Source organism: Pseudomonas sp. R4-15 (assembly GCF_055768815.1).
Map to the genome: position 1 here is coordinate 1,153,540 of NZ_CM147293.1, position 26,127 is coordinate 1,179,666.

General features: G+C 60.0%; 20 protein-coding genes. 8 read left to right on the forward strand and 12 right to left on the reverse strand.

Translation table 11 applies throughout. The annotated features are described in order from the left end of the window. Positions 1-512: 512 nt before the first annotated feature. The 5 genes from ntrC to glnA form a co-directional block, all read right to left on the reverse strand. Positions 513-1,949 carry a nitrogen regulation protein NR(I) gene (gene ntrC / locus ACYRGX_RS05540; RefSeq protein WP_473055614.1) on the reverse strand — a complete coding sequence of 479 codons (1,437 nt, stop codon included), beginning with the start codon at positions 1,947-1,949 and terminating at the stop codon, positions 513-515. Then, entirely contained in the window at positions 1,946-3,028 is a 1,083-nt protein-coding gene (gene glnL, locus ACYRGX_RS05545) for a nitrogen regulation protein NR(II) (RefSeq protein ID WP_473055615.1), read from the reverse strand. Before glnL ends, ntrC begins: the two co-directional genes overlap by 4 nt. A 191-nt stretch (positions 3,029-3,219) precedes the next feature. Continuing rightward, positions 3,220-3,855: a DUF4124 domain-containing protein gene (locus ACYRGX_RS05550; RefSeq protein WP_473055616.1), complete on the reverse strand. Its 636-nt coding sequence runs from the start codon at positions 3,853-3,855 to the stop codon at positions 3,220-3,222. Next, positions 3,852-4,478 carry a DUF4124 domain-containing protein gene (locus ACYRGX_RS05555; RefSeq protein ID WP_473055617.1) on the reverse strand — a complete coding sequence of 209 codons (627 nt, stop codon included), beginning with the start codon at positions 4,476-4,478 and terminating at the stop codon, positions 3,852-3,854. Before ACYRGX_RS05555 ends, ACYRGX_RS05550 begins: the two co-directional genes overlap by 4 nt. A gap of 121 nt (positions 4,479-4,599) precedes the next feature. Next, positions 4,600-6,006 carry a glutamate--ammonia ligase gene (gene glnA / locus ACYRGX_RS05560; protein WP_473055618.1) on the reverse strand — a complete coding sequence of 469 codons (1,407 nt, stop codon included), beginning with the start codon at positions 6,004-6,006 and terminating at the stop codon, positions 4,600-4,602. A gap of 112 nt (positions 6,007-6,118) precedes the next feature. On the opposite strand from glnA, the gene ACYRGX_RS05565 reads away from it, so the two are divergent. The 3 genes from ACYRGX_RS05565 to typA all read left to right on the forward strand — a co-directional run bounded on the left by ACYRGX_RS05565 (position 6,119) and on the right by typA (position 9,762). Continuing rightward, positions 6,119-6,268, forward strand: coding sequence for a hypothetical protein (locus tag ACYRGX_RS05565; RefSeq protein WP_473055619.1), 150 nt, complete (start codon positions 6,119-6,121; stop codon positions 6,266-6,268). Between the two features lie 69 nt (positions 6,269-6,337). Beyond that, positions 6,338-7,801 (forward strand): tRNA uracil 4-sulfurtransferase ThiI, encoded by a 1,464-nt coding sequence (gene thiI / locus ACYRGX_RS05570; RefSeq protein ID WP_473055620.1) that lies wholly within the window; start codon positions 6,338-6,340, stop codon positions 7,799-7,801. A gap of 143 nt (positions 7,802-7,944) precedes the next feature. Further along, a complete protein-coding gene (gene typA, locus ACYRGX_RS05575) occupies positions 7,945-9,762 on the forward strand; it encodes a translational GTPase TypA (RefSeq protein ID WP_473055621.1) in 1,818 nt (605 codons plus the stop codon). 57 nt (positions 9,763-9,819) lie between these two features. On the opposite strand, the gene ACYRGX_RS05580 is transcribed toward typA, so the two are convergent. Further along, a complete protein-coding gene (locus ACYRGX_RS05580; protein WP_473055622.1) occupies positions 9,820-12,681 on the reverse strand; it encodes an HD domain-containing phosphohydrolase in 2,862 nt (953 codons plus the stop codon). Between the two features lie 579 nt (positions 12,682-13,260). Here ACYRGX_RS05580 and ACYRGX_RS05585 point away from each other — a divergent pair. Both ACYRGX_RS05585 and ACYRGX_RS05590 read left to right on the forward strand, forming a co-directional pair. Next, entirely contained in the window at positions 13,261-14,136 is an 876-nt protein-coding gene (locus ACYRGX_RS05585; protein ID WP_473055623.1) for a LysR family transcriptional regulator, read from the forward strand. A gap of 204 nt (positions 14,137-14,340) precedes the next feature. Then, on the forward strand, positions 14,341-14,685 hold the full coding sequence (locus ACYRGX_RS05590) for a hypothetical protein (protein ID WP_473055624.1): 345 nt from the start codon (positions 14,341-14,343) through the stop codon (positions 14,683-14,685). A 75-nt stretch (positions 14,686-14,760) separates the two neighbouring features. Here ACYRGX_RS05590 and ACYRGX_RS05595 read toward each other — a convergent pair whose 3' ends face one another. Then, a complete protein-coding gene (locus tag ACYRGX_RS05595) occupies positions 14,761-15,555 on the reverse strand; it encodes an SDR family NAD(P)-dependent oxidoreductase (RefSeq protein ID WP_473055625.1) in 795 nt (264 codons plus the stop codon). A gap of 213 nt (positions 15,556-15,768) precedes the next feature. Between ACYRGX_RS05595 and ACYRGX_RS05600 the strand changes: the two genes are divergently transcribed. Beyond that, positions 15,769-16,719, forward strand: coding sequence for an aldo/keto reductase (locus tag ACYRGX_RS05600; RefSeq protein WP_473055626.1), 951 nt, complete (start codon positions 15,769-15,771; stop codon positions 16,717-16,719). A 316-nt stretch (positions 16,720-17,035) separates the two neighbouring features. Here the strand turns inward: ACYRGX_RS05600 and ACYRGX_RS05605 are convergent, their stop codons facing one another. Next, positions 17,036-18,055, reverse strand: coding sequence for a branched-chain amino acid aminotransferase (locus tag ACYRGX_RS05605; protein WP_473055627.1), 1,020 nt, complete (start codon positions 18,053-18,055; stop codon positions 17,036-17,038). A 738-nt stretch (positions 18,056-18,793) separates the two neighbouring features. Between ACYRGX_RS05605 and ACYRGX_RS05610 the strand changes: the two genes are divergently transcribed. Then, the gene (locus ACYRGX_RS05610; RefSeq protein ID WP_473055628.1) at positions 18,794-20,035 is read left to right on the forward strand and encodes a tyrosine-type recombinase/integrase; all 1,242 of its coding nucleotides are present in this window, start codon (positions 18,794-18,796) and stop codon (positions 20,033-20,035) included. Here the strand turns inward: ACYRGX_RS05610 and ACYRGX_RS05615 are convergent. From ACYRGX_RS05615 to ACYRGX_RS05625, 3 genes are all read right to left on the reverse strand, one after another. Further along, complete coding sequence (locus ACYRGX_RS05615) at positions 20,032-20,982, reverse strand: replication initiation protein (protein ID WP_473055629.1); 951 nt, start codon at positions 20,980-20,982, stop codon at positions 20,032-20,034. The two genes, ACYRGX_RS05610 and ACYRGX_RS05615, sit on opposite strands and share 4 nt — an antisense overlap. Positions 20,983-21,002: 20 nt before the next feature. Next, positions 21,003-21,203: a helix-turn-helix transcriptional regulator gene (locus ACYRGX_RS05620; protein ID WP_473055630.1), complete on the reverse strand. Its 201-nt coding sequence runs from the start codon at positions 21,201-21,203 to the stop codon at positions 21,003-21,005. 593 nt (positions 21,204-21,796) lie between these two features. Beyond that, positions 21,797-22,531, reverse strand: a complete 735-nt coding sequence (locus tag ACYRGX_RS05625; RefSeq protein WP_473055631.1) for a TraX family protein — start codon at positions 22,529-22,531, stop codon at positions 21,797-21,799. Positions 22,532-22,914: 383 nt separating this feature from the next. On the opposite strand from ACYRGX_RS05625, the gene ACYRGX_RS05630 reads away from it, so the two are divergent. Beyond that, positions 22,915-23,340 carry a hypothetical protein gene (locus ACYRGX_RS05630; protein ID WP_159970738.1) on the forward strand — a complete coding sequence of 142 codons (426 nt, stop codon included), beginning with the start codon at positions 22,915-22,917 and terminating at the stop codon, positions 23,338-23,340. 41 nt (positions 23,341-23,381) lie between these two features. Here the strand turns inward: ACYRGX_RS05630 and ACYRGX_RS05635 are convergent, their stop codons facing one another. After that, on the reverse strand, positions 23,382-25,532 hold the full coding sequence (locus ACYRGX_RS05635; RefSeq protein ID WP_473055632.1) for a hypothetical protein: 2,151 nt from the start codon (positions 25,530-25,532) through the stop codon (positions 23,382-23,384). Positions 25,533-26,127: the final 595 nt, after the last annotated feature.

Genomic DNA, 26,127 nt, shown 5'->3' on the forward strand with positions numbered 1-26,127 from the left:
ATGCGCAGGCTGGATAGAAAAAGGGGCCCCGGCCTGCCTGTACCGGAACCCCTGAAGAAATCGGCCCTGAAGTGAGCCTTGCTGCGATAAAGAAGAGGGAATCCCCGGCCTGCCTGTACCAAGGTCCCTCGAAAGGGTTTCGCCGTGGTGCGTTGACCGTTGGCGAGGCGCCTGTGACGCCTGAATAAAAGTGGGGAATCCCCGGCCTGCCTGTACCAAGGTCCCCGAAACGGGTTTGTCTGGGTTATTGCAGAGCCCGTGCCAGGTCTAGAATGCATGTCCAAGAAATGTGCATGATTTTTTATTATTCATATAAATCAATAGCTTATGAGTTATTTTTGGCGTCCGTGACGGAGGCTAGGGGCCGCCGTGGGCGCGTTCGGCCTGCCGCTGTGTCCAGATATGTGCGCAATGTCCGTGCGATGCACACTCCTTGGGCTCGATTGGGGCGTACGGTGGCATGACGCAAGACGGCGCCCGAAGGCGCCGTCTGGTCTTTCGCGGGGCGTGGATCAGGCGTCGTCGTCGCCGTCGTCGTCTCCGCCGTCGATCTTCATGCCCAACTCCTTGATCTTGCGGGTCAAGGTGTTGCGGCCCCAGCCCAGCAACACGGCCGCGTCGCGGCGGCGACCGGCGGTGTGCTTGAGGGCGGTCTCGATCATGATCCGCTCGAACGCCGGTACGGCGCTGTCGAGCAGGCTCGACTGGCCCCGCGCGAGCGCCTGGTCGGCCCATTGGCGCAGCGCCTGCTCCCAGTTGGTGACCGGTGCGGAGTCCTGCGGCTGGGCGAGCAGCTCAGGCGGCAGGTCGTCGACATGCACCTCGCGTCCGGAGGCCATCACGGTGATCCAGCGGCAGGTGTTCTCCAACTGACGCACGTTGCCTGGCCACGGCAGGGTGCTGATGTATTCCTCGGTTTCGCTCTTCAGCAGCTTGGGGTCTACGGACAATTCCTGTGCCGCGCGGGCGAGGAAATGACGCGCCAGCGCGGGAATGTCCTCGCGGCGATCGGACAGCCGCGGGATATGGATGCGGATGACGTTGAGGCGGTGGAACAAGTCCTCGCGGAACTTGCCGGCCTGCACCAGCGACTCCAGGTTCTGGTGGGTGGCCGCGATGATGCGCACGTCGACCTTCACCGGCGTGTGCCCGCCGACCCGGTAGAACTCACCGTCGGCGAGTACGCGCAGCAGGCGGGTCTGGGTATCGGCCGGCATGTCGCCGATCTCGTCGAGGAACAGGGTGCCGCCGTCAGCCTGCTCGAAGCGCCCGCGGCGCTGGTTGGCCGCGCCGGTGAAGGCGCCTTTCTCGTGGCCGAACAGCTCGGACTCCATCAGGTCCTTGGGGATCGCCGCCATGTTCAGGGCAATGAACGGCTCCGCCGCGCGCGGGCTATGCCGGTGCAGGGCGTGGGCGACCAGTTCCTTGCCGGTACCGGACTCGCCATTGATCAGCACGGTGATGTTGGAGTGCGAAAGACGGCCAATGGCGCGGAACACCTCCTGCATCGCCGGCGCCTCGCCGATGATCTCCGGGGTGCGTGGCTCGTTGACGGGGGCCTCCAGGCTCTGCTGTTCGCGGGCGTGCAGCAGACCGCGCTTGACCAGCGAAACCGCCTCGTCGACGTCGAACGGCTTGGGCAGGTATTCGAAGGCCCCTCCCTGGTAGGAAGCCACCGCGCTGTCGAGGTCCGAGTGCGCGGTCATGATGATGACCGGCAGGCGCGGATACAGGTCGCGGATCTGCGCCAGCAGGTCGAGGCCACTGGAGCCAGGCATGCGGATGTCCGAGAGGATCACGTCCGGCTGCTGGCGGGTGAGCCGGTTGAGCACGCTGTCGGCGTTGTCGAAGCTCTGGGTGGTCATGCCTTCCTGCTGCAGGGCCTTTTCCAGCACCCAGCGGATGGAACGGTCATCGTCGACGATCCAGACGGTTTCGCTACGGCTCATGTGAAGGCGGCTCCTTGTTCCAGCGGCAGGAAGATGGCGAATGCGGTGTGACCGGGATGGCTCTCGCACTCGATCAGTCCCTGGTGCTGACTGATTATGTTCTGGGTGATGGCGAGTCCGAGGCCCGTGCCGTCCGGCCTGCCGCTCACCATGGGATAGAAGAGGGTGTCTTGCAGTTCGGGCGGAATGCCCGGGCCGTTGTCGATGATCTCGGTCTTCACCACCAGGCGATGCCGCGTGTGGCCGATGGTGAACTGGCGCAGCGCACGGGTGCGCAGGGTGATCCGGCCCATGTGCGACTCATTGCCGGAGGTCAGCGCCTGCATGGCGTTGCGCACGATGTTGAGGACCGCCTGGATCATCTGCTCGCGGTCCACGAGAACTTCCGGAATGCTCGGATCGTAGTCGCGCACCAGGGTGATGCGACCCTGGCTCTCGGCATCGACCAGGCTGCAGACGCGCTCGAGCACTTCATGCACGTTGGTCATCGCCAGCGACGGCAGCTTGTTCGAACCGAGCATGCGGTCGACCAGATTACGCAGGCGATCGGCCTCTTCGATGATGACGTTGGTGTAGTCCTTGAGGTGCTCCTCGGGCAATTCCCGCGAGAGCAATTGTGCCGCGCCGCGAATCCCGCCCAGGGGGTTCTTGATCTCGTGGGCCAGGCCGCGCACCAGCAGCTTGGTGGTTTCCTGCTTGGAGATCTGGGCCTCTTCCTTGGTGATGCGTAGCAGGCGATCGCGCGGATGCACCTCCAGCAGCAACAGCGTGGCGTCGCGGGCGATGATCGGGGTGACGGCGTAGTCGACGGTGAGTATCTGCCCGCTGAGCGAGGTCAGCGTGGCTTCGCGCTTGGTGAACGGATGCGCCTGCTCTACCGCCTGGCGCAGCGAGGAGAGGGCCTCGGGCGATTCGGTGAACAGCTCGCTGATGAATTGCCCGTGACTGCGCTGGCCGCTCACGGCGAGCAGCATCTCCGCCGCCGGATTCATGTACTCCAGGCGCAGTTCTGCGTTGAGCAGCAGCGTCGCGGTAGTGAGGTTGTCGAGCAACAGCCGTTGCAGGGCGTCGTTGATCATGGTTTGCCTGACTCGCAGTGGTGCGCGGGAAAATGCAAGAAACAAACCAGCTCAGGCCCTGAAAGGTGGCGCAAGGGCTTGTTTCACGACTGACACGGACGACAGTGGTGCGTGGCGCTCCCTGCCGCCGGCTCCCTTTGGGGGCCTGCCGAAAAACTGGTGCAATGGTTTGCACCTATATGGTGCGCTGATTAGGGCAGGATGCCCAGGAAGCGGCGCGGCGGTGCGGGTTTGTCCGCCAGGGGACACTCGGGGCGCACGCCGTAGTCATCCAGCGTGCAGGGGCGGGCCTGGCGTTTCTGTGCCAGTGACATCAGGTGCAGGTGGAACGGTTGGGCCGGCGTGCGTTCGACAATGCGCCCCTGTGAGTCGACGATTTCCGCCGCCAGTTGATGCGTGCCTCGCTCGATGCCATGCACGGCGAAGACCGGGCTGCGCGACAGGTCGCCGGCATTGCCATCGAACACCAGGCGATAGCTGTGGCCATTTCGCAGGGGCGGGTCGCTGGTCAGGGTGACGATCAGCGAGTCGTCGTCGCGCAGGGTCGCGTCGGGCTCCGGCAAAAGAATGCGTAGCAGGCGATAGCGCGCCATCGGCGAGGGTGGCTCGGTGCTGGAGCGCGGGGTGGACGGGGGAGCGGCATGGGACGGCATGCTGTTGCTGGGCGCCAGCTTCACCGGCTTGGCGTTCTTGCTCTGGGGTTGGTCGGTGAATACCCGGTTGCCCTCGGCATCCAGGTAGGTGAAGACCTCCGCCTGGGCGAGATTGGCTAGCGCCAGCCCACCAAGGACGCAGAGGGTGGCGACGGGTCGCGCCAGTCGCATCATTGAATCCGTCCGGGGGCGGGCTTCGACGGAGTATTGGGCGCAGAGGGGGGCGTGGGCGGCGTAGGCGGCGTGGGGGTGGGCGGTGTCGAACCGTTCCCTGGCGCGCGAGCGGGGCTATTAACGCTGATGCGCTGCACGTTCACCGTGAGGGTGGCGCTGCGTTGCACCACGCCGCGGTTGCCGATGACCTCCACCGCCAGTTGGTGGGCGCCGCGCGCGAGGCCGCTGGCGATGAGGCGCGGTGTTCCGCTGGGGACGCCCTGGCGTTCGCCGTCGACCAGCAAGACGAGGCGGTGTTCGGGGCGCAGCGCGGGCTGCAGGTCGACGAGTACGGCGAAGTCGCCGGTGTTGGCGCGTATCGACTGGTTTTCCTCCAGGCGCAGCGCCAGGCGGCTGTAGGCAGGTTGCCGAGCGGCCGGGTCGTTGCCGGGCGTGGAGGGCGGTGTGGCGGGGACCTGCATCTCGATCGAGTTGATCTGCTGCAGCTCTACCGCTTCGGCACTGACCCCGTCCGGCGGTTGGCTGGTGAAGACCTTGTTACCGTTGGCGTCGGTGTAGGTGTAGATCTGCGCCACCGCTGGCAGCGTCAGGCAGCAGAGCAGGGCAAACAGGGGCAGGCGCATGGGGGTTCTCCCAGTGAATGGGGCAAGCCTTGCACCGGTGCCTTGCGTACGCAAGGGGCAGTCTGGACGCAAAACGACAGAGGCCACCCGAAGGTGGCCTCTGTGTGCAGCTAGGCGAGGATCAGACGCTGTAGTACAGGTCGTATTCCAGCGGGTGCACGAAGGTGCGCACCTTGATCTCTTCAGCCGACTTCAGCTCGATGTAGGCATCGATGAATTCGTCAGTGAACACGCCACCCTTGGTCAGGAACGCGCGGTCGGCGTCCAGGGATTCCAGGGCTTCTTTCAGGCTGCCACAAACCTGCGGGATTTCCTTGGCCTCTTCCGGCGGCAGGTCATACAGGTTCTTGTCAGCGGCATCGCCGGGGTGGATTTTGTTCTGGATGCCGTCCAGGCCAGCCATCAGCAGTGCTGCGAAGGCCAGGTAGGGGTTGGCAGCCGGGTCCGGGAAGCGCGCTTCGATGCGGCGGGCTTTCGGGCTGTTCACGTACGGGATGCGGATCGAGGCGGAACGGTTACGGGCCGAGTAGGCCAGCATGACCGGTGCTTCGAAGCCCGGGACCAGACGCTTGTAGGAGTTGGTCGACGGGTTGGTGAAGCCGTTCAGGGCTTTACCGTGCTTGATCACGCCGCCGATGAAGTACAGGGCGGTGTCGGACAGGCCGGCATAGCCTTCGCCAGCGAAGGTGTTCTTGCCATCTTTGGAGATGGACATGTGTACGTGCATACCCGAGCCGTTGTCGCCGTACAGCGGCTTGGGCATGAAGGTAGCGGTTTTGCCGTAGGCGTCAGCGACGTTGTGCACGCAGTACTTCAGGGTCTGCACTTCGTCGGCCTTGGCGACCAGGGTGTTGAAGGAGACGCCGATCTCGTTCTGGCCGGCGGTGGCCACTTCGTGGTGGTGTACTTCGACCTTCAGACCGAACTCTTCCAGTGCGTTGCACATGGCGGTACGGATTTCGTGGTCGTGGTCGACCGGCGGGACCGGGAAGTAGCCGCCCTTGACGCCCGGACGGTGGCCTTTGTTGCCGCTCTCGAAGTCGCCGTCGGTGTTCCAGGACGCCTGCTCGGAGAAGATCTTGAACATCGAGCCGGAGATGTCGGACTTGAACTTCACTTCGTCGAAGACGAAGAACTCGGGTTCGGGACCGAAGAAAGCGGTGTCGCCGATGCCGGTGGACTTCAGGTATTCCTCGGCGGCACGAGCGATGCTGCGCGGATCGCGCTCGTAGGCCTGCATGGTCGACGGCTCGATGATGTCGCAGACGATGATGATGGTCGGCTCTTCGGTGAACGGGTCCAGCACGGCAGTGCTGTCGTCCGGCATCAGGATCATGTCGGAGGCTTCGATGCCTTTCCAGCCGGCGATGGACGAGCCGTCGAACATCTTGCCGTGCTCGAAGAAGTCTTCGTCCAGCGCGTCACGCGCCGGCATGGTCACGTGCTGCTGCTTGCCCTTGGTGTCGGTGAAGCGCAGATCGACCCACTTGGCGTCGTTGTCTTTGATCAGTTGAACAGCCTTCGACATTTTGTCCTCCAGAGGATTGAGGCTGGGGGTAGTTGGCAGAGGCCCCCAGATAGGGTGATGCCGGGGCGGGAATATCCGCCAGGGCAACCTGCCTCACAAGGGAGCAATTTGCATGCCAGTGCTCAAAAACGTGCAGGTCCCGATGGCGTGTGGTTTCCCGGAGCTGGGCGGCCTATTTCGGGGTTTTTGGGGCCCCAAGATGGGGCTCGATTATTTCGATGTGATCTATTTTGGTGCAAATTGGGTGTTGGTCGAATCCTGAACAATCGCCCCGGCTTTTCCGCTATAATCCGCCCCCGTTTTTTTCCGACTCGCGCCAACGGCGTCCGCCATGAAACTCATCGTCAAGGTCTTCCCCGAAATCACCATCAAGAGCCGGCCGGTGCGCAAGCAGTTCATCCGCCAGCTGGGGAAGAACATTCGTAGCGTACTCAAGGACCTGGACCCCGCCCTCGACTTGCAGGGCGAGTGGGACAACCTCGAATTGCAGACGCAGGTGACCGATCCGAAGTGTCTGCAGGCGATGATCGAGCGACTGACCCGCACGCCCGGCGTGTCGCATTTCCTCGAGGTGCACGAATACCCGCTGGGTGACTTCGACGACATCCTCGCCAAGTGCCGCGAGCATTTTGGGGGCCTGCTGCCGGGCAAGATCTTCGCCGTGGCCTGCAAGCGCGCCGGCAAGCATCCGTTCACCTCGATGGACGTCGAACGCTATGTCGGTAGTCGCCTGCGCAGCGAGTTCGGTGCCGCCGGCATTTCCCTCAAGCAGCCCGAGGTCGAGGTGCGCATCGAGGTGCGCGACAAGCGCCTGTTCGTCATCCATGCCCGCCACGAGGGCATCGGCGGCTATCCGCTGGGCTCCCTCGACCAGACGCTGGTGTTGATGTCCGGTGGCTTCGACTCCACGGTGGCGGCTTACCAGATGATGCGCCGTGGCATGCTCAGCCACTTCTGCTTCTTCAACCTCGGCGGGCGTGCCCACGAGCTGGGCGTGATGGAAGTGGCGCACCATCTGTGGGAGCGGTACGGCCGCTCGCACCGGGTGCTGTTCGTCAGCGTGCCGTTCGAGGAAGTGGTTGGCGAGATCCTCGCCAAGGTCGACAACAGCCAGATGGGCGTCGTGCTCAAGCGCATGATGTTGCGCGTGGCCACGCGCCTGGCCGAGGAATTGCACATCCATGCGCTGGTCACCGGCGAGGCCATCTCCCAGGTATCCAGCCAGACCCTGCCCAACCTCTCGGTCATCGATTCGGTCACCGACATGCTGGTGCTGCGACCGCTGATCGCCAGCCACAAGCAGGACATCATCGACACCGCCGTAGAGATCGGCACCGCCGAATACGCCAAGCACATGCCCGAATACTGCGGAGTCATCTCGGTCAACCCGACCACGCGCGCCAAGCGCGGCCGTATCGAGTACGAGGAAACGCATTTCGACATGGCGTTGCTCGACCGGGCCCTGGAGAACGCCCGCTACCTCACCGTGGACAAGGTGATCGACGAGCTGGGCAAGGATCTGCAGGTGGAGGAGGTGGCCCAGGTGCTGCCGGGCCAGGTGGTGATCGACATCCGCCATCCGGACGCCGCCGAAGACGAGCCGCTGCAACTCGACGAGATCGAAGTGCGCAGCCTGCCGTTCTACGCGATCAACCAACGCTTCAAGGAACTGGACGACAGTCGCCAGTACCTCCTGTATTGCGACAAGGGCGTGATGAGCCGGCTGCATGCCCATCACCTGCTCAATGAAGGTCACGCCAACGTTCGCGTCTACCGGCCGCGGGCGAACGGCTGATGAGCGTCTGCCGCATCCGGCGCAGCGTGCGCCGTCGCCGCCATCCCCCTGACCGGGTGGATTGCCTTCTTCGTGTCATCGTAACTGGCTAAAACTTCCAGTCACCGGCCGCAGGCCCGTGGCGTACCAATCGGGAATTCATTGTGATCGAGAAACTCAGAAACATCGCCATCATCGCCCACGTCGACCATGGCAAGACCACCCTCGTGGACAAGCTGCTGCGCCTGTCCGGCACCCTTGACCGCAAGGAAGCCGAAGGCGAGCGCGTGATGGACTCCAACGACCAGGAAAAGGAACGCGGCATCACCATCCTGGCGAAGAACACCGCGCTGAAGTGGAACGACTACAGCATCAACATCGTCGATACCCCCGGCCACGCCGACTTCGGCGGTGAAGTCGAGCGCGTCATGAGCATGGTCGACTCCGTGCTGCTGGTGGTCGACGCCCAGGACGGCCCCATGCCGCAGACCCGCTTCGTGACCCAGAAGGCGTTCAAGGCCGGCCTGCGTCCGATCGTCGTGGTGAACAAGATCGACCGTCCCGGCGCGCGTCCGGACTGGGTCATCGACCAGATCTTCGACCTGTTCGACAACCTCGGCGCCACCGACGAGCAACTGGACTTCCCGATCGTCTACGCCTCGGCCCTGAACGGCATCGCCGGCATGGACCACGAGAAGATGGACGACAACATGGATGCCCTGTTCCAGGCCATCGTCGATCACGTACCGGCCCCGGTCGTCGACCTCGACGGCCCGTTCCAGATGCAGATCTCCCAGCTGGACTACAACAGCTTCCTCGGCGTGATCGGCATCGGCCGTATCCGTCGCGGCAAGATCAAGGCGAACAGCCCGGTCGTCGCCATCGACGACGAAGGCAACAAGCGCAACGGCCGCATCCTGAAGATCATGGGACACCACGGTCTGCAGCGCGTCGAAGTGGCTGAAGCCGAGGCGGGCGACATCGTCTGCGTCAGCGGCATGGAAGAGCTGTTCATCTCCGACACCCTGTGCGACCCGCAGAACGTCGAAGCCCTGCCGGCACTGACCGTCGACCAGCCGACCGTGAGCATGACCTTCCAGGTCAACGACTCGCCGTTCGCCGGTAAGGAAGGCAAGTTCGTCACCAGCCGCAACATCAAGGACCGTCTGGACAAGGAGCTGCTGCACAACGTGGCGCTGCGCGTCGAGCCGGGCGATTCGGCCGAGAAGTTCAAGGTCTCCGGCCGTGGCGAGCTGCACCTGTCGGTACTGATCGAGAACATGCGTCGCGAAGGCTTCGAGCTGGCCGTGGGCCGCCCGGAAGTGGTGATCATCGAGAAGGACGGCGAGAAGCAGGAGCCGTACGAGAACGTCACCATCGACATCGAAGAGCAGCACCAGGGCTCGGTGATGGAACAGATGGGCCTGCGCAAGGGCGATCTGACCAACATGATCCCCGACGGCAAGGGCCGTATCCGCCTGGAATACACCATCCCGGCGCGTGGCCTGATCGGCTTCCGTAACAACTTCCTGACCCTGACCTCGGGCAGCGGCATCCTGACCTCGACCTTCAGCCACTACGGCCCGATCAAGGCCGGCGAAGTCACCAACCGCCAGAACGGCGTGCTGGTGTCGATGGCCACCGGCACCGCGCTGACCTACTCGCTGGAAACCCTGCAGAGCCGCGGCAAACTGTTCCTGGCTCCGGGCGACGAGATCTACGAAGGCCAGCTGTGCGGCATCAACAGCCGTGACAACGACCTCGTGCTCAACCCCACCAAGGGCAAGAAGCTCGACAACATGCGCGCTTCCGGCAAGGACGAAGTCATCGCCCTGGTGCCGCCGATCAAGTTCACCCTCGAACAGGCGCTGGAATTCATCGCCGACGACGAGCTGGTCGAAGTGACGCCGAAGTCGATCCGTCTGCGCAAGAAACTGCTCAACGAGAACGACCGCAAGCGCTACGAGCGCAGCAAGGTCTGAGTCTTCTCGGACTGAAATGAAAAGCCCCGCCGGAGCGATCCGGCGGGGCTTTTCCGTTCATGGCTGGTCGATCTGCTCCGGCTTCAGGAAGCGCTCGGCATACTGCAGATGTACGCCGGACTCGACGAACAGCTCGAACAGTTCGGCATCGATATGCCCGCTCTGGGCCATCTCCCGCATGATCGCCAGGGCTTCGGATAGCGGCTTGGCGCGCTTGTAGGGACGATCGGCGGCGGTGAGCGCTTCGAAGATGTCGGCGATGGCCATCATCCGCGCCACCGGGCTCATCTGCTCGCGCACCAGGCCGCGCGGATAACCCGTGCCGTCCATCTTCTCGTGGTGACCGCCGGCGAGTTCGGGGACCTGGCGCAGGTGGCGGGGGTAGGGCAACTGGTCGAGCATGACGATGGTCTGCACGATGTGCTCGTTGATGATGTAGCGCTCCTCGGCGTTGAGCGTACCGCGGGAGATGGCGAGGTTGTAGAGCTCGCCCTGGTTCTGCTGTAGCGCCGGCAGGGGCATGTTGAATTCGCTGGCGGCGCCCGCTGGGATGCGGTTGGCCGGGCGCGAGATGCGTTGCTCGGGACGGTCGCTGAGCAGGTGTTCCTGCACCGGCAGCGGCGAGGGCTCGCCGACACAGCGCTGTTGCTCTTCCCAGGACAGCCCGAGGCGGTCGTCCAGCGTGCGCCACCAGGGTTGTGCGGCGATGCGCTGCAGGCGCTCCAGGTCCTCGCTAGCGAGGAATTCCCCGCCGATGTTGCAGGCGGCGACGAAGGCGAAGTCTTCGTCCAGTTGCCGGTGGCGTGCGTCGCGCTGCGCGGCGGCCTCGGCCTCCGCTGTGCCCGCGAGGCGCGCTTCGAGTTCGGCGATGCGCGCATCGCGCTTGAGCACTTCGAAGCGTGTGCGAATCTCGTGGATGCGGTTGTAGCGCGTCTCCAGCTTGGTCGCCTTGTCGATGACGTATTCCGGGGTAGTGATCTTGCCGCAGTCATGCAGCCAGGCCGCGACATGTACCGCCTCCCACTCATCGGCATCGAGCTGGAAGCTGGCATAGGGGCCGCTGCGCTGTGCGCAGGCGGCTTGCGCGAGCATCTTGGTTAGCTCGGGAACGCGTTGGCAGTGCCCGCCGGTATAAGGGCTCTTGGCGTCGATGGCGTCGGCGATCAGGCGTACGAAGGCATCGAACAGCTGGCGTTGCGCGCGAATCAGCTCGCGGGTTTCCAGCGAGCGTGCGGCGTTCCCGGAAAGCGCACCGATGAATGCCTGTTCGGCGGGATCGACCAGGGCCTCGCGGTTGAGCAGCATGAGCCCGAGCAGTTCGCCCTGGCGACTCTCCAGCGGTACCAGGATGCAGTAGGGCGCCGCGCCGAAACGTTCGGGCGGCATGCCCAGGGCGTCACGCAGCTCGTCATCGGCGACGAATACCTGGCAGTGGTGCCGGCGAAGTGCGTCATGCAGGGTCGAGGGCAGGGCCGACAGGCGCCGGATCGGGAGGTCTGCCACGTCGTGTTGGCCCTGCAGGTCGTGTGCTGCCATGGGGTGCAGGCGATCATCGTCCTGCAGGTAGAGCAGCCCGGAGCGGGCACGGGCGGCGTTCAGCGTCTCTTCCAGCAGTGTCGCCAGCAGATGCTCGAAGTCTCGTTCCTCGGCGACCGCCCGGGAAATGTCCAGGAAGCGGCGGATGGTTTCCCGGGACAGCTGCATCGCCTGGGCAAGGTCTGCCACTTCGCTGATCCGCGAGCGCACCTGCATTGGCGTGACAAAGTCGAAGCGCTGGATCGCTTCGGCCTCTCGCGCCAGTTGCCTGAGCGAGCGGGAGATGGCCCGGGCGATGAGCCAGACCAACGGAATGGCCAGGGCCAGCATCACAAGGGTGACCAGCAGTGCCGTGTCGCGTAGTTGCAGGGCCGCGGCGAACAGCTCGCGCTCGGGGATCGCCAGCAACAGGAAGAGCGGCGCCGCGTCGTTTTGCGCGAGCGGTTGCAACTGCAGGCGCCAGTCTTCGCCATCCAGCCGCAGCACCTGGTCGTTCGAGGCCTTGCCGAGGGCGGCCAGTTCGCCGGCGGCCAGTCGCAGAATGGGCGAATCCAGCTCCAACAGGTTCGCCAGATGCGGAGTGCCTGCGTCGCTGCTGCGTTCCTGGCCGCCACCGGGATGGGCGATGACGCGGCCCTGGGCGTCGACCAGGGCGAGTTGCGTCGAGGGTGTAATGGCCTGGCGCGCCAGGGCGTCATCCAGCGTCTGCAGTGCGATATCCGCGGCGATGACCGCGCCGGAGGACATGTGCCTTGCGAGGGTGATGCCCACCTGGTGGTCGGCGAAGAACACGTAGGGTTCGGTGGTGATGGTGCGGTCGCTTTGCTGCGCAGCTTGGTACCACGGGCGGGTGCGTGGATCGAAGCGTTCTGCATAGCCGTCCTGGGCATCGTCGCGGAGCAGTTGCAGTTGCCGATCCAGATAGAGGTAGCGACCTTCCTGTGTTGCCCGGGCGATGTTCTGCAGCAGGTAGCGGCTACCGGGCGGTGCCTCGAAGTAGCGACGTTGACGGCCGTCGTGCAGCGGCCGTAGCAGGAGGAAATCGCCGTTGGGGTAGCCGAGATAGACCGATGCCAGCTGTGGCGAGGCGCGCAGCGCCGCAGCCAGCGGGGGAAGCTCGCTGCGACGGCTCTCCAGATCCTGGGCTTGGACCAGGGCGCTCTGCCCGAGGATGTCGATCAGCAGCCGAGCGGGCGCCAACAGCTTCTGCAGATCGGCCGCGACCTCGCGCCCGGTGCGAACCGTCAGTTCCTGGGCGCTGTTCTCCAGCAGGTCCTGCGACAGTCGATAGCCGATGAAGGCGATGATGCCGCCGATCGACAGCGAAGTGGCGAGGAACAGCGTGGACAGGTAGACGTGTAGAGGGAAGCCGCTTCTGCGCATGGAGCGTAATCCATGGGGGCGCCGGACTGGATTAACGAGACTCTAGTTCAAACTGTGACGCGCTACCGCAGATGCCACAGGGTTTTTTCAATGTTCACTTTTTCACCATGGAATCATGACGTTTTTTTCACTTCGACGAGCGCAGCATGAACCCATCCGCTGCTCCATGGTGGAAGCTCCTAAGGTTGTTCGAGGCCCCCGGTATCCGGTGGCCTCTTTTTTTTTGCGCGTCTGTTTAGGGCCTGTTCCCGTTTCATTCGCGAACCGCGTTGTCGCCAGAAATGGCCTGCGGTTAGGCGCAGGACGCAGCCAATGGTTATTCCCTTGGCAAGTCCTGCAACGACAGCGCAGGCCATTTCTGGCACAACCCTGCGGGCCGGTGCCTGTTTTGGCGCGATACGGCGTTACTCGTCTTGAACTTACCCCGGTAAGTCCTGCGACTCGCGCCTTGTCTCGCGGCAAAACAGGCGCCGGCGCGGCCGTGAATGAAACGGGAACAGGCCCTAGGCCCCGCAGGCGGGCTTGAGTCGTGGCGCATGCAAGGGATAATCGAGCGTCTCCCGCATTGGCGCCGGCCCCATGAATCTCGAAGACCTCCGCTTGTTCGTCGCTACGCTCGATCTGGGCAGTTTCACCGCGGCCGCCGACCGCCTGGGGGTGTCCAAGCAATATGTGAGTCGACGAACCATGGCGCTGGAAGAATCGCTGGGCGTTCGCCTGCTCAATCGCACCACGCGTCGCCTGAGCCCCACGGAGCTGGGGGTGCTGCTCTACGAGCGCGCCGCGAAGATTCTCGAGGAGTTCGACGAGACCCAGGAACTGCTGTCCAGTCGCAGTGCCACGCCTCGTGGCGCCTTGCGTATCAGTGCGCCGATGACCTTCGGCACGTTGCATGTCAGCCCCCTACTGGCCGAGTTCATGCGGCGTTATCCGATGATCCGCCTCGAGGTCGATCTCAATGACCGGGCGGTGGATCTGGTCGGCGAGGGCTATGACATGTCGATTCGTGTCGGTGTGCTGGAAGACTCGACCCTCATCGCGCGTCGCCTGACCAGCATCCGGGTGGTGGCGTGCGCCAGTCCTGACTATCTCGCCAGACGCCCTGCACCGCGTCATCCCCGGGAACTGGTCGACCACGATTGCCTGCTGTACGGCCACTCGCGGCATGTGGAGTGGCGTTTCATCGAGCGTGGCAAGCCCCTGTTGGTCGCTCTGCAGGGAAACCTGCGGGCCAACAATGGAGAAGTGATCCGTGATGCAGCCGTGGGCGGGCGGGGTATTGCACTGTTGCCGACCTTCATCCTGGGCGAGGCGCTCAAGACCGGCGCACTGGTTCCGGTGCTGGAGGATTTCCTGCCCCAGGAAGAAACGGTCTATGCCGTGTATCCCCAGCATCGCCTCGCCTCTCGCGTGGTTCAGCTCTTCGTCGAGTACCTGCGGGAGTGCCTGCGTTGAGTCGTTGTCGGGCGCTGGCTTCAACTATTAATTGACTCGATAGTGGTTATTATCTGAGTCGATTCATGGATATTGTCAACTCAATCATGACTGTGAAGCACGCTTAACCTACTTATTCACTAGGTTAAGAGTCCGTAACCTTTCTCCCATCGACGACGCCGCTAGAGGCGGACGTCACCAGACAGACAGCTTGGGAGAATCACCATGAAACAGCTCAGCATCAGCGCCTTCGCCATCATTGCACTTGCCGTCGCCAGCAGCATCGCTGCAGTCCAGGCCTCCAGTACGTCGAGCCAGGGCGCCATTGCGCAGCCTGCCCTCGAGCGCCAGTTGTCCGAGGACGGCTTCGACCGTACCCCGATGGGGCAGGGCATCGCCGAGGATGGTTTCGACCGTACCCCGGCAGGCCAGCGCCTCGCCGAGGACGGTTTCGACCGCACGCCGGCAGGCCAGCGAATCGCCGAGGATGGTTTCGACCGTACGCCGGCAGGCCAGCGCGTCGCCGAGGATGGTTTCGACCGCACCCCGGCGGGCCAGCACACGGTCTAAGAGGGCTGCGTCAGCAAAACGCCCGGCTTATCGCCGGGCGTTTTCATTTCCCCAGGTTTTTCGGGGCGAGGGTGCTCAGAGTAGGGCGTCCACTACGCCTCCGTCCACGCGCAGGGCCGCCCCGGTAGTCCCGGAAGCCTGGGGCGAAGCCAGGTAGACGACCATGTTGGCGACTTCCTCGACGCTGGTGGCGCGTTGCAGGATCGAACTTGGGCGATGCGCCTTGACGAAGTCGGCAGCACAGGCTTCCAGCGACTGTCCGGTCTTGTCCATCTGCTCCTTGAACATGTCGGCGACTCCGTCGGAGAGCGTCGGACCCGGTAGCACCGCATTCACGGTCACACCGGTACCCGCCATGCGCTTGGCGATGCCGCGGGAGATCGACAGTACCGCCGTCTTGCTGAAGCCATAGTGGATCATGTCCGCCGGGATGTTCTGTGCCGATTCCGAGGATAGGAACAGCACGCGCCCCCAGCCGTTGGTCTGCATGCCGGGCAGGTAGGCGCGAGCCAGGCGCACGCCGGACATCACATTGGTCTCGAAGTAGCGGCTCCACTCGCTGTCGGGAATGTCGAAGAAGTCCTGGCCGCCGAAGATGCCCAGGTTGTTCACCAGGATGTCGCAACGCGGCACCGCTTCGAGCAGGGCATCGCAGCCCTGCGCGGTGGCCAGGTCGCCGCTGAACGCGATCAGACGGGCGTTGGGCAGTTGCTCATGGACGTTGGCGATCGCCTGCTCTACCCGCACGGGGGTACGTCCGGTGACCACCACGGTGGCTCCCGCGGCGGCCAGGCCCTTGACGATGGCCAGACCGATACCGGCGGTGGAGCCGCTGACCACGGCGAGTTTGTCGAACAAATCGATGTGCATGTCAGACCTCTTTCGAAGGGATGAAGGAATGAAGGGATAGGGATTCAGCATGCACCTGGCAGGTGCGTATCAGAAGGTCCCCGTCGTTGCAGACATCCTTAGACCGTTGCACAGAATCTTTTGCATGTTTTGCGGCTCCCAACTCGCTATAACCCGGCGTTCTACCGAGCTCTTTCCATGCATTGCCGGTAATTCCGGCACCAGGAGGCCTCTATGAAATCCCGTTCGCTTGGCCGCTCCGGCCTCGACATCGTCCCGCTGGTCTTCGGCGGCAACGTATTCGGCTGGACCGTCGACCAGAGAACCAGCTTCGAGCTGCTCGACGCCTTCGCCGATGCCGGCTGCAATGCCATCGATACCGCGGACGTCTACTCCGCCTGGGCCAAGGGCAATCGGGGTGGCGAGTCGGAAACCATCATCGGTAACTGGCTCAAGGCCAACCCCGGCAAGCGCGACAAGGTGCTGCTGCTGACCAAGGTGGGCATGGCGCTCGGGCCCGATGACAAGGGCCTTTCCGAGCGCTGGATCATGCGCGCTGTGGAGGATTCCCTGCGTCGTCTGCAGGTCGAGCGCATCGATCTCTATCAATCCCACCTGTTCGACGCCGAGGTGCCGCTGGAGGAAACCCTGGGCGCCTATGCGCGGCTGATCGAACAGGGCAAGGTGCGCGCCATCGGCGCCTCCAATCACGATGCCGCCCAGCTGCGACGAGCGTTGCAGGTGGCCGATGCCAGCGGTCTGCCGCGCTATGCGACCCTCCAGCCGGAATTCAATCTGTACGACCGCAGTGCCTACGCGGGTGAGTTGCGTGACCTGGCGGTGGACGAAGGGCTCGGCGTCATTACCTATTACAGCCTGGCTTCGGGTTTTCTCACCGGTAAGTACCGTAGTCGCGAAGACCTGGGGCAGAGCAAGCGTGGCAGTGGTATAGAAAAGTACCTGGATGCCCGCGGCCGGGCGATTCTCACGGCGCTCGACGGGGTTGCCGAACGACATTCCGCGCAGCCGGCGGAGGTCGCCCTGGCGTGGCTGATCGCCAGCCGCGGAGTCACCGCGCCCATCGCCAGCGCCACTTCGCGCCAGCAGCTTCAGAGCCTGCTCAATGCGTTGCAGTTAACGCTCGACGAACGGGACATGCAGGTGCTGGATGCCGCCGGCGCCTGAGGCTCGATTACCTCGCTCCTCTCAGAGAAAGGACGCGCCACAGGACAGCGGGCCTGGATCGGTGAGTGGGATGATTGCCTGCTCGACTCGCGCCCCACTCGTGTGGTCGTCATCGTTAGTCCGGGAGCCCCGTGCTCCCTTGACCCGCGGCGCGTCGCCGCGGGCGCCCTGGGCGACGTCCAGCGACTGGGCGGCGGACTGGTTTAGCCATGCTTGGGACCGCAGCAGGGGCCTTGTGCCATGCAACCCGGAAGAGAACGGTGGGCATGAAAAAGGGCGCTGCACGCAGCGCCCTTTGGGGCTTCCAGCGTCTGGATCAGACTTTGACGACCCAGCCCTGCGGGCCTTCGATGTCGCCTTTCTGGATACCGGTCAGCTCTTCGTACAGGCGCTTGGTCACGGGACCGGTCTGCTCACGGCTGAAGAAAACGTGCTCCTTCTCGCCGTGCTGGATCGCGCCGATCGGCGTAATTACCGCCGCGGTGCCGCAGGCGCCGGCTTCCTTGAAGCGATCCAGCTGGTCGATGAACACATCGCCTTCGATCACGGTGAGCCCCAGACGCTCCTTGGCCAGGGTGATCAGCGACAGCCGGGTGATGCCGGGCAGCACCGACTCCGAGCGCGGCGTCACGAACTCGTCGTCGTGGGTGATGGCGAAGAAGTTGGCCGAACCGACTTCCTCGATCTTGCTGTGGGTCACCGGGTCCAGATAGATGCAGTCGGCGAAGCCACCTTTCTTGGCCAGGGAGCCAGGCATCAGGCTGGCGGCATAGTTGCCACCGACCTTGGCCGCGCCGGTGCCGTGAGGGGCGGCGCGGTCATAGGTGGAGATCACGAAATCGTGGGGCTTCATGCCGCCCTTGAAGTACGGGCCGACCGGGATGCAGAACACGCCGAAGATGAATTCGGGGGCGGTGCGCACGCCGATGTTGTCGCCCACGCCGATGACGAACGGGCGCAGATACAGCGCGCCGCCGGTGCCGTAGGGCGGCACGAAGCGTTCGTTGGCCTTGACCACCTGGCGGCAGGCATCGATGAACTGCTCGGTGGATACCGCCGGCATCAGCAGGCGCGCGCAGGAGCGCTGCATGCGCAGGGCATTCTGGTCGGGGCGGAACAGGTTGATCGAACCGTCCTTGCAGCGATACGCCTTGAGGCCCTCGAAGCACTGCTGGCCGTAGTGCAGGGCGGTCGAGCCCTCGCTGATGTGCAGGACGTTGTCCTCGGTCAGCGTACCCGCATCCCAGGCGCCTTCACGCCAGTGGGAGAGGTAGCGGAAATCGGTCTTGATGTAGTCGAAGCCCAGAGTGCTCCAGTCGATGGCGGGTTCGCCCATGATTGCCTCGTTCGACGCGGTGTCGCAGTGATGTGAATGGGGCGCCGACGCGATACGGCGCCGGCCTGCCGGTCTGTTGCGTGCCCTCCCAGCTAGAGAGGGTCGTCCTGTACCGCATCGACGTCAGGAGGCTGGTCGCGAGTCACTGCGAATCAACGGGAGGCGCCGGTGGGAGCCATCGACCTCGACCGAATGGCCGGCCGGAATTCGCCAGGGAATCGTCGCGCCGGATGGCGTCGGGAGGGGTTCTATTGTGGACGATCTGCAGGGTGTCAACGATAGCGCTTGCGCCCGCGCAGGGGAAGTTTTCCGTGCATTTTGCTGGGGAAAGAAGACCGGACGTCAGACCGCCGAAGCCCCGTGCTCGTCATCGAGCCGGATAGGCGCTCGGATTGAGGCGTTCGACTGCATTCAGAAATGCACGAGCTGTGTGATGTATGGCTGGGAAGGGACACATGGTCTGGAGCCGTGGACCAAAGGATTATGAGGGAGGTGCTTAATAGCTCCTCATGAACTCTGATGGTTCCGTGTAGATTGTCTATGTGCTGATTTTACTGGTCTGTACGGTTTTTCTTGTTCCACATGGTTCCGCTTAGTACCGTTGAGTCCTGCGTCAAGTGGGGACTGAAACGGGGACTTGCGGGGACTGGAAAAATGGCCGGTACAGTAAACGAGCAAAAGCTCCGAGGGATGAAGCCTGGCGGCGGGAAGCTCACTGAGAGCTTGCCCGGCAGGGGCATGGGATCGCTGATTTTTAAGCGTCAGGGCGAGACGCCGCCGATGGCATTTTACCGTTATCGACTCGACGGGAAGGACAGCTTAATCAAAATCGGGGTCTGCAAGCTCAGCCCGCGGGGTATTGGGCTGACTCTGCCTGAAATTCGGGAGCGCGCGCGTGAGTTGGCGAAGGTTGCTGTCGAACACGGAGATGTCCGGGCTCACCTGGAGGATTTGGAAAACCAGGCCGAATTAGCACGTATTGAGCGCGAACGAGAAATCAACGCCTTGCGTGTGCAGGGCTCATTTGAAGAGCTGTTTCGCGAGTACATCGAGGATCGGCGGGGGAAGGTGCGCGATGACCAAGTCAGCGAGTATGAGCGCATCCTAAAGGTCGATCTTTTAGAGGCTCATGCTCAAGTGCTTGCACTTCGCGCTTCAGAGGTCCGGCCGCAGCACATTCGGCAAATCCTGGAGACGATCTGGAACCGAGGCGCGACGAGGCAGGCCGATAAAGTGCGTTCGTTCCTGCGAGCCGCGTTTCAGTATGGGATGACCGCTGAGCATTCGCTTGGCCGATCCAGCAGCAAAAACTACTCGATTGATTCGAATCCAGTCGATGCTGTTCTAGTTCCCAGCACAAGCAAGCCTGGCACCCGGGCGCTTTCTGATACCGAGTTGAAGCATTTCTGGGCGACGATCACCGAAACCGACGGCATCGGTCCTGTCATCAGTCGTCTATTCCAATTTGTCATCGCCCTTGGGGGGCAGCGAATTGAGCAAGTCGCGCGAGAGCCTTGGTCGAGCTACGACAAAGAAAGCCGGACTTTGCGACTGGTGGACAGGAAGGGGCGAGGAGAGGTTGAGCGAATTCATCTCGTGCCGCTAACTGATCGAGCATTGGAGTTGCTGGAGCAGGTTGAGGCGATTACAGGCGGTTTTGAATGGCCGTGGACAAGCTATGGGAAGAAGCCATTCGCTACGACCAGCTTCGCTCACGCAATCAGGGATTGGCTTGGGTCAAAGCACGGAAAGATCGATGACGAACAAATCCCGCACTTTACGCCTAGAGATCTGCGACGGACCTGCGCGCAGCTCATGCAACGCAATGGTGTAGATGATCGGCTGAGTGATTTGCTGCAGTCACACGGCCAGACTGGTGTGGTTGGACAGCACTATCGCAATAATCCGGAAGCCTATTTACCAGAGAAGCTAAAAGCAATGGCCGGGTTCGAAGCAGTTCTTAGTAAAGTGCTCGATTAGATACCGCTTGCGTGGCGCCTGGAGTTTTGGTGAGCAGTGCGGTTCCATCTGACAATATGGTCGCCATTTTTGTTTTTATGAATAGCGTAGCTGGCAAGGAACCTAACTGCTTTCAATTCATCCAGAGCCTTAGTGAGGCCTCTCCCCTTTCCAAGAAAATCTTTAAGTTGGCTAGTGGTGCCGCTTAATCTCATCAAGTTGTCGACTTTTACCTCGCGCTCACCTGGCAGCCCGGCTGACATGTAATTCTGTAGGTACTTCGACAGGGGGGTTGTCAGGCTCTTGCGAATATCAAGATCAATGTAAGAAAGCTCCGTGCTGAGCATTTCAATAACAATATCGCCTATCGAAAATCGCCAGCAACCAACTTCCTCATCCCAAGACAGTTGGTCGATAAGACTGAATGCATCGTAGCCGGTCTTAAAGTTCGTTATTTTTATAGTGTTTCCTTTAAGCTTTTGCAGGGACTGATGCAAGGCATCATAGTTATTCTTTCCTCCAGATATTCCTAGTGCGCGCAAGAAGGAATGTCTGTTGAATAATATTTTTTCGCCCGGTGCACGACCTTGAGCTAGGCGTATAATTTCAAGGTATACATCATTGTCGAACATGTTGAGTTGTTCGCCAGTGTATTCGATTCTGATAGTGTCGTAGCTTTCTAGAACTTCGTTTATCAGGAATTTTGCTTTTGTTTGTGGCTGGTTAACAAAGAGCGACGTACGTATCCAGGCCGTGGGTAACGCTGATGCTCGTTGGGGTAAAGAGGGAAATTTGATGACTTCTGGAAGCGGCGGTAACAGACCAGCCTCAAGCTCTTTGAGTAAATCCCTACAAAGCCCACTGTTCGAAGCCAGTCTATTAGTATGGCTTTGAAGTATTTTGAAGACCGAATTAGCGGCCTTGCTCGACTTCAACTCTTTAGAGTGTGCGCCACCTAGATTACTCATGACAGATAGCGTCCAAAAAATCAGGCCGATTCTTTCGGAATGTCTGACTTGATAAAGTCGATCACTTTTGTAAGTTCGTAGCGAACTACTCGCTGATTAAAACGAATGGCTTCAGGAAAGCCAGGAGTGGCGGCAAGACGATAAAAAGTTGTCTTGCCGATGTGCAGGTATTCACAGATTTCAGCGACGGTAGAAAGTGGTTGTCGTTTTTGGTTTTTCATGAGCATCTCTCGGAACTGCTTGGGTCTAAGTCAATTTTGCTATTCCGAGATATGCAGTCAATGAGTGCTGAATTTTTAAAGTCCTTAATGTTTTATTATCGAAATTGCGTGAGTAAAACTTTAATAAGGGCTTCTTTTCGTAACCTGTTGATTTTTATAGGTAGCTACCGTTCGTCGGGTTTTGTAAAAAAAGATGAACTGATCGATTTTATCCACAGGGTTCGTACTAGCTGCGAAAGCGCTTAGCTTTGCGCTAGGCCTCAAAATCAATCCAGATACACTGGCAAGCCCCTATTTCAGAGGGCTGCACTTGCTTATCCACAGGGTTCGTACTAATTGCGCCAACCCGCTTGGGCAATTCGTACTAGCTGCGCCGAGATTCGTACTAGCTGCGCCGAGCGATTTCTGGAGGCCTTGCGGCACTAAGGCTGCAGAGCAGTTTCGCGTCACTTACATGTATTACATGTATTTACATAAGAAGCAGGCAGGCAAGGCAGAGGCTCTGCCTCCGCTTGAATGCGCCTACGGCGCGAAAAGCCCCCGGAAGGGAAGGGAAGGGGAAGGATTGAGGCGCGGTGTGGCGGCTTCGCCGCTCAGGCCCAGGTGATCGACAGAGAGTTGAGTAGCAGCATATGAATCGGATAGATCGGGTACATCCAGGTGCCAACCGGTCTGATGGAGCGCAGACGGAACTGCAGCAGCGCCAGACCGAGCAGCGGCGCCAGGGCGGCTGCAGAGATACTGGCCAGCGCCCTGGCGGGCAGATCGGGCAGCAGCATGATTCCGGCACCGGTGTTCGCGAGAACCGCGATCAGAGCTGCAGTCGACCAGGTGACGATCCTGGTTTCAATGACGCGCGCCTGGAGAGCGGCCAGCAGTGCCGCCGGCAGTAGCGCCCCGCAAAGCCCGAAGCTCAGAATTGGTCGGTAAACGATGGCGATAGCCAGTGCAGTAATGCCGGCTGCGATGAGCGTTGGCTTTAGGTGATGTATCGCTTGGGTGATGACCAGACCGAGGCCGAGAGTGAAAAGAATATTTAAATGATTCCCATCGAAGAATCTTGAATATGGTTGCTGGCTGATAAGCGCAAAGAAGAAAATACCCCCGAGATAATTCAAGCCACCTGGATGTCCAACTGGTTGGCGACGAACGTTCGCTGCGATCGCGAGGCAAAAGAGCGGAAAAGCAAGCCGGCCAACTATACGCATCCATCGAAAAGGTTCTTGTAATTCAGCAGGAAGGACATACCAGGCATGGTCAATTATCATTGATAGCAGTGCAATCCACTTAATGAGATCAAGAGACTTATTGCGTTCAAGGTTTTTCATTGTGCGACCGATTGAAAGCTAGTTGCTTCGAATTATATATTAGATATAGTTACTTGATGCGTATTTATCATCGTTTTTTTGCTTTTTGCTCTTGTATATATTTGTGTGGGGTCTGATAATTTAGTCGTGTAGTACCCCGCAGTAAACGCTGCGCACCAAAGCCTCCAGGAGCAGCGACAGGGAGGTGGCGGCAAGATCAAGAAATGTCCTGTCGGACGCTCGCTGTTACTCGATATGATTCCAGTTGATTTCTGGCCCTCCGGAACGCTCTAGTTCCATTCATTCGATTAACAGATATCGGAGTGTCGATATGACGAAGCCTAGCATCCAAAGTAATAAATCAGATTCTACCGGAAAGAATTGAATGTGAGAGGAGGTGAAAGATGATAAGTTTCAAAGTCCTCGTTAAAACCTTGATTTGTCTTGGGGTATTTGTTCTTCTTGCAGGGTGCGGTGAGAAAACTGGCGAAGTCTGGCCGGAGGTATGGAGCGAAGAAGCTACAAGATTTTTTAACGAAAATGTTCCTCCATTAAAGAATCTGCCTGGTGAGGTCTATCACTATCAGGTGGTTAAGCGTAAAGGGCACTTCTATTTCAATACGTTATACATAGATGGGCGTTATATTGAAGATTTGAGGCCGAACGGTGCACACAAGGTCGGTGGTGTTTCGGCTGTGCAACTCGATGGGGTACATGTCGTTTATACACGGCGTGAAGGATATAAGGTCGCGACCAAGCATGAAGATGGACACGGTGTGTACAAGGCGCTGATGAATAATTATCCATTATTCTTTCGCGATTACTTGTAGTCTCTTCGGATCGAAAGGCCGCTTGAGCGGCCTTTTTGTTCTTACTCACCACCGCCTTGAGGTGATCGAGGCCCGCCTGGCTGGACAATCCTGCGAACAATAGATTGCGTCGCAATCGACAAAGGCGCTTTCACCAAGCCACTGACCCCTCCCATAACACCTTGAGCCGTATTCTCGTACGGGTTCAGCCCTGGCTCGGAGAACGAGATCATGTTCAGCACGGTCCGCGGGAAGTTGGTGATCAGGGACGCGGAAGTCATGCACACCGACCAGAAGAGCATGCAGGTGAGCAGCACCATCATGATAGAGCCGATAAGCAGTCCTGCGATCGCGTCGAAGGGCTGACTGAGATCTGCTGCGCCGTTGTCCATCATTCCCCAGAGCCCTGCCATCATGGTATTGACGATCGGCAGGCCGATGCTGGTGATGGTGACGGCCGCTGCAAGGCCGCCTACTGCAAGTGCCGGATAGAACCCGATGAAGATGAGTGTGTTCCAGCCTTTGCCGGCCATCTGGGACGTATGCTCTTCACCCTTCGGGGCTGCCTGGGCCGCGCTCCATAGCGTTACGCCAAAAAATGCGGAGGCTACGAAGGTCAGCCAACTGATAACGCCCATCAGGCCGAAGATCGCAAAGACGACCGGCAGCACGTATCCGATCATGGCCCCTGCAATCAGCAAGACCACGCCAATCATGAACAGAGCTTTTGTCATTCCACCATTGCCCTTGGTCGCCTTGCTTGCGATCCAGGAGAGGCCGCTACCGCTTATGAACATCAGGCCCGTGCCAGCAAGTTCGCGCCCGAAGGCCGAGACCGTATAGAGGTTGGCTTGCGAAGGATCCTTTCCAAGAATGTCCAGGCCAAGAAGATCCGCCAGATCAGTAGAGTCACCGCTATCTTCCAATTCACGCTCAACCTTGTTCATGGTCAGCTTTGTGAGGTCGTCACCAAAGGTGAGGTCAGCCAGGTCGCTGGTCGGGTAAAGTTTTGACGTACCCTCAGAGGCATAACTCTGCGCCCTGGTGAAATCGTTCGCTGCGCGGAGGACGAAGGTCCCGCCCATCATCCAGCCCCATTCCTCCAGTGACGCGAAGAATTGCTCCGACTCGGCTAGGAGTTGGGATGCTATTGCGGTCCGAATCGTAAATTGCGCATTTGCAATGTACCAATCGACCTCTTTCTCAAGATACGTCTTGCTGGCTGCAGCGAGTGCGTTAGCTTCTTCTGCGTTTTGATTGTTTTTAAAGCCCATATGCCGGCTGAACTGCGCCTGCACGATTCGTTGCCACATTTGGCGTTGTGCCGCGGCAAGGCCTTGGGAGATAGATTTGTCGTTCGTAACGCGCAGCGCCATCTGTTCATCAGAGCACACGATTGATGCTGCGAAGCCAGATGTTCCGCTCCCTTTGCAAAGGAAGTTCTCTGAGTCCATTTCGCGGCCTACGGTGTCTTCACCGGCATCTTTGGGAATGCTGCTGTCGCTGTGCTTGATCGCCGCGGCAATTGCATCCGTCGGAGGAATCAGTGGAATCGCTGTGTGGTTCAGGATTTGATTGATAAAAGGGGCTGTAGTGCTGGAGGCCCCATAGTAGCCAGGCTTTGAGCTATCCGTATATTGGCGACGCCAAGCTCCTTCCGCGAGCATCACCGCAAGCTGGGTTGCGGTGATGTCTTTTAGAGCGTTAGTTGGGTTTTTGTGTATGTAATAACCAGTAGCGACCGTAGCGAGTTGAAGCCAATTGACAATCATTCCTTTTGCTTCAGGCCTATTAACGGATACTTCATAGTTTGGCTCGTGAAAGAGATTGTAGGCATGCATGAGCTTAAAGCTGCTCGTTTGCGCATCATCACCCCATTTGCTGCCATTTTTTGCAATGCCAGCAATCAAGCTATGTCCAGGAGTAAGGACAACTGACTGGCCTCCGGCGCTTGCTACGGGAATCACGGGCGCACACAGAGTCAGGGCGACGACGACTCGCAGCGGATAGAAAAAGGCTTCATTGCCGTCTCGGGAACCAAAGAAATTCCCGTTCTGGCGAAGCCGGAATATTCCTAGGAACATCGCCCAAGAAGCAAGAATCCCGAAGCCGGCAAGGCCTACAATGGAAAAATAACTGGCAAATATCGTTAGAGGGGTTACCACGGTTGTGTGGGTACTGCCGATCCCGATTAATTCACTCTGATCAAACATCCATGTTCCAAATAGCCAAACTAATACTAGCGTAGAAAAGCTGTTCATTGCTGCGATCCTATCTTAGTGAAGTCAGGTGTTTGTGGAGGCGGTGGAAAGTTGAATTCGGTAGGTCGTGTGTTGTTGGCGTGCTGTGAGTTTTTGGGTGAGAAGATTTTTAGCTCTGGAGCAATTCGTGGAGGGCCAAAAAATACAGTTAGAATGCAAAATAAAATCACTGCTCTGATGATGGTTCTGTATTGTTTTGGGGTAATGTTTTTTATGGTTTTGCTAATGTGGGTTGTGAGTATGAGTGAGATGATATTTAAAGCGTAAAATATGCTCTTGATGTTCTTCATTTGGGCTTGCCTTGAAAAGTTATAAATACTGGCTAGCTGGGCGTTTAGTTATTTTAAGCATGCTCGGAAGGCTTTCAAGATAGGCGCGGTGAGTATTTTTAGATGGTGTGCTTTTGGAATTGCGCGGGTATATATTTATAAGTGGTTGCGTAACACCAGTAAAACGCTTGTTTGAAAATAAATATTGGTAATCGCCCTAGGCTTCTCGGTCTTGATTAGGTAGGCTGATGGGGATGAATTTAGTTACCTATCCAAGG